The 9,300-nt window shown below is 55.7% G+C and carries 7 protein-coding genes; 4 read left to right on the top strand and 3 right to left on the bottom strand.

Annotation, left to right across the window (positions count from 1 at the left end; genetic code table 11):
* A partial coding sequence (locus ACSEMK_RS18375; RefSeq protein WP_435336618.1) for a molybdopterin-dependent oxidoreductase occupies positions 1–1,111 on the top strand: 1,111 nt, incomplete at its 5' end.
* A 352-nt stretch (positions 1,112–1,463) separates the two neighbouring features.
* Here the strand turns inward: ACSEMK_RS18375 and ACSEMK_RS18370 are convergent.
* The 3 genes from ACSEMK_RS18370 to ACSEMK_RS18360 all read right to left on the bottom strand — a co-directional run bounded on the left by ACSEMK_RS18370 (position 1,464) and on the right by ACSEMK_RS18360 (position 6,241).
* Positions 1,464–1,922 carry a (2Fe-2S)-binding protein gene (locus tag ACSEMK_RS18370; protein WP_045367023.1) on the bottom strand — a complete coding sequence of 153 codons (459 nt, stop codon included), beginning with the start codon at positions 1,920–1,922 and terminating at the stop codon, positions 1,464–1,466.
* A gap of 43 nt (positions 1,923–1,965) precedes the next feature.
* A complete protein-coding gene (locus tag ACSEMK_RS18365; protein ID WP_430915226.1) occupies positions 1,966–5,181 on the bottom strand; it encodes a molybdopterin cofactor-binding domain-containing protein in 3,216 nt (1,071 codons plus the stop codon).
* A 289-nt stretch (positions 5,182–5,470) separates the two neighbouring features.
* Positions 5,471–6,241, bottom strand: a complete 771-nt coding sequence (locus ACSEMK_RS18360) for a DeoR/GlpR family DNA-binding transcription regulator (RefSeq protein WP_015705204.1) — start codon at positions 6,239–6,241, stop codon at positions 5,471–5,473.
* Positions 6,242–6,333: 92 nt separating this feature from the next.
* On the opposite strand from ACSEMK_RS18360, the gene ACSEMK_RS18355 reads away from it, so the two are divergent.
* From ACSEMK_RS18355 to ACSEMK_RS18345, 3 genes are all read left to right on the top strand, one after another.
* A complete protein-coding gene (locus ACSEMK_RS18355; protein WP_113375034.1) occupies positions 6,334–6,717 on the top strand; it encodes a VOC family protein in 384 nt (127 codons plus the stop codon).
* A gap of 29 nt (positions 6,718–6,746) precedes the next feature.
* Positions 6,747–7,397, top strand: a complete 651-nt coding sequence (locus ACSEMK_RS18350; protein WP_430915227.1) for a CatA-like O-acetyltransferase, family 1 — start codon at positions 6,747–6,749, stop codon at positions 7,395–7,397.
* Between the two features lie 183 nt (positions 7,398–7,580).
* On the top strand, positions 7,581–9,284 hold the full coding sequence (locus ACSEMK_RS18345) for an ABC transporter substrate-binding protein (RefSeq protein WP_308958422.1): 1,704 nt from the start codon (positions 7,581–7,583) through the stop codon (positions 9,282–9,284).
* Positions 9,285–9,300: the final 16 nt, after the last annotated feature.

The following is a 9,300-nucleotide window of genomic DNA, read 5'->3' as shown; positions in this document are numbered from 1 at the left end:
GCTGCCGGATACCTATCCGGGCTACCAGTACGTTAAGTTCCCGGAAAACCGCGAGAAGTTCGCTAAAGCCTGGGGCGTCGACAGCCTGCCGGAACATACCGGTTATCGCATCAGCGAGCTGCCGCACCGCGCCGAACACGGCGAAGTCCGCGCCGCCTATATTATGGGCGAGGATCCGCTGCAGACCGATGCCGAGCTTTCCGCGGTACGCAAGGCGTTTGAACAGCTGGAACTGGTTATCGTCCAGGATATTTTCATGACCAAAACCGCCGCCGCGGCCGACGTCATCCTGCCGTCCACCTCGTGGGGCGAGCACGAAGGCGTGTATACCGCAGCGGACCGCGGCTTCCAGCGCTTCTTTAAAGCGGTGGAGCCGAAGTGGGACCTGAAAACCGACTGGCAGATCATCAGCGAAATCGCCACCCGGATGGGCTATCCGATGCACTACAACAACACCCAGGAGATCTGGGATGAGTTGCGGCATCTGTGCCCGGACTTCTACGGCGCCACCTATGAAAAAATGGGCGAGCTCGGCTATGTCATGTGGCCATGCCGCGATGAGTCCGACGCCGACCAGGGGACGTCGTATCTGTTTAAAGAGAGGTTTTCTACACCGAGCGGTAAAGCCCAGTTTTTCACCTGCGACTGGGTCGCGCCGGGAGATAAACTTTCTGAACAGTATCCGCTGGTGCTGTCGACGGTGCGCGAAGTCGGCCACTACTCCTGCCGTTCGATGACCGGTAACTGTGCGGCCTTAAGCAGGCTTGCCGATGAACCGGGCTATGCGCAAATCAACACCGCCGACGCCGAACGGTTGGGCATCGAAGATGAAGCGCTGGTGTGGGTCAATTCGCGTAAAGGCCGCATCATCACCCGCGCGCAGGTCAGCGAACGGCCGAATAAAGGCGCGGTGTACATGACCTACCAGTGGTGGATTGGCGCCTGTAACGAGCTGGTGTCGGAGAACCTGAGCCCGATAACCAAAACGCCGGAGTACAAGTACTGCGCGGTCAACGTTGAGCGGATTGCCGATCAGCGCGCGGCGGAACAGTACGTGATCGACGAGTACAACAAGCTGAAAGCCCGCCTGCGCGAAAGCGCGATGGGTTAAAGTTCGAGCCTTTGTACCATTGAGTAGCCCCGGTAAGCGCTAGCGCCACCGGGGATTTTCCCGGAGGCGGCGCATGGCGCCTTCTCCGGGCTACCAAATCGCACCACCCTGTAGCCCCGGTAAGCGCTAGCGACACCGGGGATTTTCCCGGAGGCGGCGCATGGCGCCTTGTCCGGGCTACCAAATCGCACCACCCTGTAGCCCCGGTAAGCGCTAGCGCCTTCTCCGGGCTACCCAATCGCACCACCCTGTAGCCCCGGTAAGCGCTAGCGCCACCGGGGGTTTTCCCCGAGGCAGCGCATTGCTCTTTGCCGGCTACCAAGTCACACAACGCTGTAACCCCGGTATAAGATCACGATTTAATCGCGTGTTGAATGGAATCAATAATCGGCTGATAGCCGGTACAGCGGCACATATTGCCTTCTAATACATCCTTTATTTGCGCTTCGTCCGGATGCGGCTCTTTGGTTAATAACTCGGTGGCGCTCACCAATACTCCTGGCGTACAGAACCCGCACTGCACACCGCCCTTCTCAATAAATGCATTCTGTAATTTCTGGGTAATCGGATTATCGTTTAACCCTTCGAGCGTCTCGATCTCCGCTTCATCACACTGTTCGGCCAGTACCAGGCAAGAACAAACGGCGTTACCGTCCATCAGCACCGTGCAAGCGCCGCATTCGCCAATCGAACATCCCTCTTTGGTGGCGGTAAGATGCAATGTATCCCGCACCAGATCCAATAAGCGCATATTGCCTTCTACTTTTGCTTCCACCAGCTTGCCATTTACCTTCACTTTAATTGTGCTCATAGCTCTATCCTGTACAGGGCGCTCTGGCGCCCTGATTGAATCATTAAATCCCTGAGGCCCGTTGCGCCTCGGCCATCATGTCGCGGAACATATTGACGAATACCGGCTGCTTATATGCCGCCGACCAGCGCTTACCAATGGCCGCATAGATAAGCTTGTCCAGCACTTCGCAGGCGCTATCGATAGTGTCGTTGTTCAGTGGTTTCCCCAGCAGGCAGCGCTCAATATCCAGCAGCCGCTGCGGTTTACTGAACAGCGCGCCATCCACCAGACGGCAGTAGCTCACCGTGCCATCATCGGCAAAATCAAGCAGCGCGCTCAGGCTCTGACGGGTGATGTTGAGCGCGTTGCGCCGCCCTAACTGGTGATAGAAACCTTTGGCCTGCGGACGCGCCGGTGGCGGCAGTATCACTTTGGTCAAAAGCTCATCCGGCTGGCGCAGGGTCTTGTAGCCAGACAGCAAGAACTCGGCCAGACCGAGGGTACGTACGCCATTTAACGAGCGCAGTTCGATGCGCGCGTCATAGAGGATGGCAGGTGGAATGGAATCGCCGCAGGGCGCGGCGTTGACGATATTGCCGCCGATGGTGGCGCGGTTGCGGATCTGGTGCGAACCGACGGTATGACAGGCCTGCACCAGCAGCGGGTAACGTTCGCGCAGCAGCGGATGATCGGTAATACGGTTAAAGGTCATCGCTCCGCCAATGATGACCTCATGGCTGACCGGATCCTCGCTCACCTGCGTCAACTCTGGCAGACGGGAAATATCAACCAACCGCATCGCGCGGGTTTGCAAACGCCCCTGCACAATCACATCGGTACCGCCGGCGATAGCCGTCACGCCCTCTTGCGCCAGCAGGGTTAACGCCTCCTGCAGGCTTTTCGTCCGGGTAACTTTCACATCAGTGAGGCGCAGCACCTGCTTCTTGTTTTCCGCCTCCAGCATCATTTCGCTTTGGCGAACCGGCTTCTTCAGGTTGTAGCCGAGGATCACCTGTTCGAGGGTCAGCGGTAATTTATTAAACCGCGTCTCAAGGGCAAAACTCACCGCGTTGTTGATAGCCGCCGCCGCGAGTTCAGTGGCCGGCTCGCCAATCCCCTTCGCCCCCAGAGGCCCGGCGATATCCGGGTTTTCTACGCCGATAATCGTCATCGGCGGAATGTCTTTCATCGTCGGCAGCAGGTAGCTGTCGAAGTTTTCCGATTTGACCTGGCCGTTTTCAATGTTGAAGTCTTCCAGCAGCGCATAGCCGAAACCCTGCGCCACCCCACCGTAAACCTGGCCTTCAAAACCCACCGGGTTGAGTACCCGGCCCACGTCATGGGCGGCGGTAACGTGCAGCAAATCGGTTTTACCAGTGCTGGTGTTCACCCGTACCTCAGCCACCTGGCAGCCGTAGACCCAGGTAAAGTACGGGCTGCCGCAGCCTTTTTCTTCATCCCAGTGAATGGGCGGCGGCACAAACCAGCCGTACTCGGTCAGGCTGACGCTGGCCCATTTGGTCCTATTGACCGCAGTTTTGAAGTCAATACGCCGTTCACTGTCCTGGGCGTTGATGATAAAGCCATCCTGCCACAGGGTTTCTTCCAACTCGCGGGTGCCGATGCTGTCGCCGACGACGCTGAGAATACGGCGCTTTATCTTGTCGGCGGCGTCAAGAATCGCCCCGCCGCCGACCATCGTTCCGCGGGTGGCCGCCGTCGATCCGCCGTCGCCGATAACCGAGGTCGGCGGTTCCATAAAATGCAGTTCCGATAGAGGAATACCAAAGGCTTCCGCGGCGATTAGCGACATCGCGGTTTGCAGACCCTGACCGTTTTCCGATACCGATGTCGCCAGATTGACGCTACCGTCTTCATTCACCTGAATGAGCGCCGTCGAGGTATCTACCCCTTCCGCGCCGATGGAACAACCGCGGTAGCTCAGCGCCAGGCCAATACCATATCGATAAACATCGCCTTGTTGGTTCAATTCACGATAGTGCTGGCGTTTTGCCGCAAATTCCGAGGCATTCACCGCCTTGCTCAGGACTTCAATCGCCGAGACGGTGTGTTTATCAAACCGCTGGCCGGTGACCGAGGTATCGCCCTGACGCAGCGCGTTCACTTCACGCACCGCCACCGGCGAGAGATTGAGCGCTTCGGCAATTTCATCCATAAAGGATTCATTCGCGTAAACCACCTGTGGTGAGCCAAAACCACGCATCGCAGAGGTATAGCTGTTGTTGGTATACACGGCTTTGACGTCAATATGGACGTTATCAATATTATACGGCCCGGCAGCTTGTACCGAAGAGCGCCAGGTGACGAACGGGGAGGACGCCGCATAGCCGCCGCTGTCGGCAAGAATATCGATTTTGATCGCCAGAATGCGTCCGTTATCGTCCACCCCGGCCCGATACTTCATTTTATAAGGGTGGCGCTTACAGCTTTCGATAATGGACTGCTCGCGAGTGTAGGCAAATTTCACCGGGCGACCGGTCAGGCGCGTCATCAATGCGGAACGGCAGGCCAGATGATCGATGATGTCATCTTTGCCGCCGAACGAGCCGCCCATCACCGCGCGTTTGACGTTAATCTGGCTTTGCGGGCAGCCCATAAACTTAGCCACGAAGCTGCGTACGCGGTGCGGGTTCTGAATAGAGCCGGAGATAATCAGGCTGCCATCGGTGGGGTCAAGCCAGGTCAGTACGACTTCCGGTTCGATGTAGGCATGTTCCTGGAAGCCCACTTCATATTCACGTTCAATCACGTGGCTAGCTTCGGCGAAACCTTTGGCGATGTCGCCCTTAACGGTGTGGTGATGAGCGGCGATATTATCGCTGCGCTCCGGGTGAATTCGCCGGGCATCCGACGCCAGAGCGGCTTCTACATCCGTTAGCGGCTCATAAGGCGTGTAGCGCACATGTATTTTATCCGCCGCTTCGCAGGCGGCTTCATAACTGGTTGCCGCCACCACGGCGACGACATCGCCGTGGAAGACCACCTCGTCTTTGACGATGGGCAGATAATCTTTGACGATAATCCCCACGACCGGCGTACCGGGGATATCCTGCCAGGTGGCGATTTTTACCACGCCTGCAACATTCAGCGCCTCGCTGAGATCTATCGCCTCGATTTTCCCGGCGGGTATATCCGCAAAACGGCAAACGCCATACAGCATGCCCGGTAAGGTAATATCGTCGCCATAAACGGCCGTTCCTTTGACTTTCGCCAGTCCATCCACGCGCCGTAGCGGCGCTGAAGGTGAAGCACACATAACAGTCCCCTCAATGATTATCCGTTGCGGGCAATCCCGGGTTCGCTAAACGTCGCGCTATCCACAACCCATGGGAAAAGCCACATCAGCGATAACAAATCCAAGATTTGTGCCAGAAATCAATGAGGTGCTGCTTGAGCTTCGTTTTTGTGAGTCGCCGCGCAAAATGCGGCTAAAGTGCGGAGAAAATAGCGCTGCTGAGGCCGCGGCTCGCAGGTCAGTAACATTTCGCCGCCATTTTTATCAAAGTGATAGCCCGGTTTTCTCAAATTAATAATTTGCCCGTGTGCTAGACGGTATAGATACGGATCTCGTGTTCACGGAAAGCATCCCGGTATTTACGGCTGATGTTTTCCTCCACGACCAGCACGTCAATGGCGCTGCTTTCAGCTACCACAAAACGCGCGACGGCGGGGATTTTATCTGAGGTTAAGCCAACGATAATTTCACTGCACTGTTTGATAACCGCTTTCTTAAATTCACAATCGGCGTGATCAAAGCCGGTTAAACCTGACTCCGGAGCCATCGCGCAGCCGCCAATAAATCCCTGATCGAAGAGGATCCCCTGCACCTGGGCCACCGCCGATGCGCCGACACAACCGCCAGCCGCGCGTTGCACCAGACCGCCAAGCATCACTACCTCATAAAGCGGTTTTTTAAGCAGAACCGCCGCAATTTCCGGGGAATTGGTAACCACGGTTAAGGCCAGTTCGCCCGGTAGCGCTTCCGCCATTGCCAGATTGGTGGTGCCGGTATCAATAAAAATACAGCCGCCCGGTTTCACTAGCTGTGCGCATTTCTGAGCGATCCTGCTCTTTGTTGCCCTATTTTTCTCTTTACGTTCGTTGTACTCCATGGATTCCGGCAGGGTCATCACCGCACCGCCGTAGACTTTCTTACAATATCCGTCTTTGCTTAGCTCATGAAGATCGCGGCGAATAGTGTGTTCAGAGACCTGTAAGCGCTGGGCCAGATCGGCGCAGACGACCCTACCGTCCTCCTGCAGGATCTGACAAATCAGCGCTTGTCGTTGCTGAGGGAAAGCAGCATAATCGAGCACAATAACTCCTTTAAATAAACATAACGAGCAGCAAAGAGCATAATCATTCACTCATGCGCATGCTGTCAACCCGACCCTTTACGAGGTAAACCATGAAAGTTGCCCATATCGCCCTCTGGACCCGTCATCTTGAGCAGCAAGCACGCTTTTGGGTGGAGTTTTTTGCTGGCGAAATCAACGAAAAGTACCGCAGTAAAACCAATCCTGGTTTTGAATCCTACTTTGTAAAAATTGGCTCTGACGTGGCAATTGAGTTAATGAGCAAACCCGGCTTACAGGACTCGCCCCGCGATAACAACCATACGGGGTGGGCGCATCTGGCGATCGCCGTCGGCGGCGTCGATCAGGTTAATGCGTTAGCCAAACGCGCTGAAATGGCGGGCATTTTAGTCTCTGCCCCGCGCACTACCGGCGATGGCTATTATGAGGCGGTTATTAAAGACCCTGATGGAAACCTGGTGGAAATCGTCGCATAGTAAGGCAAATCCACATGAAGGAGTCGACCGTGGCACATTATCGCGTCATTGATAAAGCGAGCTGGCCTCGCCTGGATCATTTTACGTTCTACCGTACCTTTGCCAATCCCAGCTTCAATCTGTGCGTACCGGTAGAAGCGCAACAGTTGTACACCTGCGCGAAGGACCGGGGCGTCTCCTTCTTCCAACTGGCATTATTCGGCCTGTTGCGCGCGGCCAACGCCGTACCGCAGTTGAAACAGCGCCTGCGCAACGACGATATCATCGAATATGACGCCATCTCGGTGATGACGCCGATCATGACCGCCAGCGAAGGTTTTCGCCAGGTATGGTGCGATAACGCCGCTAATTTCCCCGCGTTTAGCGCCGCCGCGACGCCGCGCATTGAGGCCGCAAGAAGCACCAATCCCTCACCGCTTATTGTGGAAGAAGAAAATTTCTTTTGCGCCAGTTGCCTACCGTGGCTGCACTTTAGCGCCATGACCCATGCGGAATACTACGTTGGCGCGGCGGTGCCCGCCCTGACGTGGGGAAAACTGAAAAATGGCATCATTCCGGTTGCCGGCCGATTTAATCACGCTTTTGTGGATGGCCTGCACGCCAGCCGTTTTTATGCCGAAGTCGAATATTATTTCGCTAACCCGCAGGCCCTGTGGCTGCCGGTTGAGGCCCGCGAGTAGCTGCCGCGGCATAAAGAACAATCCACTATGACTTCCCCGAAAACCGGCATTATATTGCCGGTTTTTTGCTAATGCGAAATGGCTATAAACCATAGCGTTTCGTTGTTAGACAGTATTCAACGCGCCTCTTATCTTCGTCATGAATTGTAAATAACAACGCAATCATTTGATGAGGTAGCACTTTTGTCCAGATTACGGCAAGGATTAAAAACCAGACAAACGCGCTTCGCGCTGGCGTTGAAAGTGGCGCTACTCGGTAGCATGGTGGCATTTTCTTCTGTCGCCAACGCCGACGATATTCTCAAAGAAGGGATCACTCCCGCAACCGATGCCAGCCAGATCCCGGCCAGCGCCAAACTGCGTAAAGACACGGTGGTGGCCGGCATTTCCGAACCGCAGGGGATCTTTAACCCTTACTTCTTCGTCAACGGCTGGGATGAGAACGTCACCAACGTTATTTTCTCGCGCCTGATTGACTGGGACAGTCAGGGTAAGCTGGTGCCGGGGCTAGCTGAGAGCTGGACGGTGAGCGCGGATAACAAAGTTTATACCATCAAATTGCGCCCTAACCTGACCTTCAGCGACGGATCGCCGCTCACCGCGGAAGATGTCGCCTTTACGCTGACCGTTCTGCTCGACCCGAAATATGACGGCGACACCGATATTACTCTGGCTAATATCGCCGGCGGCGCGGAATATAAAGCCGGTAAAGCCGATAGCGTGAGCGGCCTGAAAGTTATCGATCCGCTGACCCTGCAGGTTACTACCACCCAGCCGGGCGCGACAACGCTGGCGAAAATCGGCGGTCCGGTATTATCGAAAGCCTGGTACGGTAAAGGGTATCAACGCGGAAATCTGGATTATCTGCGTTCTCTGCACGGAAAACCGCTCGGTAACGGCCCTTATGTCTACGATAAATATATTCCCGGTCAGGAGATTCGCTTCCACGCCAACACGCATTTTTACCGCGGTACGCCGCCCACGCCGCGCTTTATCTATCGCGTGACCAATCCGTCTACCAATTTCCAGTTATTCCAGACCGGCGAAACCGACTACGACGCCTTCACCTCGCGCCCGGATGATATTGAGCAGCTTAAGATGCTCGGTTTTGCCAATATTAACCTCTACGGTTCCAGCGACTACAGCCAGGTGGAGTTCAACGTCCATCGCCCGGCGCTGCAGGATAAAAAAGTGCGTCAGGCGCTGATTTACGGGCTTGACCGGCAGAAGTTAATCGACGTGGTGTATCAGGGATACGGCAAGGTAGCCATTGAACCGATCGCGCCTATCTCCTGGGCCTTCAACGCGCAAGGCGTCAACCCCTACCATTACGATCCGGCGCAGGCGAAAAAACTGCTCGATGAAGCGGGCTGGCTGCCTGGCGCCGATGGCATCCGCGTGAAAGACGGAAAACGGCTGGAATTGACCTTGCTTGCGAGCAAAAAAGTCATTAACGATGCGCTGATCCCGATTGCCAAAGAGAACTGGCGGCAGATCGGCGTGTTGCTGAAACCGCAGGTGGTTGATTTCAACGCGCTGATGGCGCAGCGCAAAGCGGGTAATTACGATCTGGCGTCGTTTAGCACCAGCACTCTTAACGATCCACATGACGGCGTGTGGGACTTCTACAGCAGCGAAGCCAAAGAGTCGGGCTACCACAATGCTGAAGTCGATAAGCTTATCAATGCGGGCAACGCGGTGCTGGATGTCGAACAACGCAAGCCTATCTATCACCAGCTGTACCAGGTGCTGGCCGAGGATCCGCCGGTTATCCTGCTTGGATACCGGGAAATTCTTTCCGCCAGCAGCGCCCGGGTGACCGGCTTTAAGCCGGATATCTATAACGGCCTCACCGGCAGTTTGCCGGACGTGAAAATCGTGAAGTAAATCCCCCAGCCGCCGG

The organism is Klebsiella sp. K-3 (genome assembly GCF_051207495.1).
GTDB classification, from domain to species: Bacteria; Pseudomonadota; Gammaproteobacteria; order Enterobacterales; family Enterobacteriaceae; genus Klebsiella; species Klebsiella aerogenes.
The sequence above is the reverse complement of the archived record's forward strand: the minus strand, read 5'-3'. Positions and strand labels throughout refer to the sequence as shown.